Origin of the sequence: Bacillus cereus group sp. N31, assembly GCF_016483245.1 — a bacterium.
GTDB classification, from domain to species: domain Bacteria; phylum Bacillota; class Bacilli; order Bacillales; family Bacillaceae_G; genus Bacillus_A; species Bacillus_A toyonensis.
Window position 1 is genome coordinate 1 of sequence record NZ_JAEHCH010000114.1, and the last position, 245, is coordinate 245.

Sequence of the window (245 nt, forward strand, 5' to 3'; positions counted from 1 at the left end):
TTTTGTAGTAGATCTACCTTGATCATTGTCGGACGGTCTTTCGCATTTCCGTCTTTCCATGTCTTCGTTCCTTCTACTTTTGTTTCGCCTACTTTTGTATTTATAATGTCATAACCTTTTACCTCTGATTTATATCCATCCACTGGTTGTTCTTTCACTTCATACTTGTATGCATTTCCTTCGGCATCATATGCAGCTAAATCTGTAAACACGTACTTCCATTCACTTGCTTTACTTACCTCTTG

General features: G+C 37.6%; 1 protein-coding gene. It reads right to left on the minus strand.

Annotation, left to right across the window (positions count from 1 at the left end):
• The coding region (locus JDS81_RS30230) for a Cna B-type domain-containing protein (RefSeq protein WP_206772382.1) at window positions 1-245 on the minus strand (245 nt) is incomplete at both ends.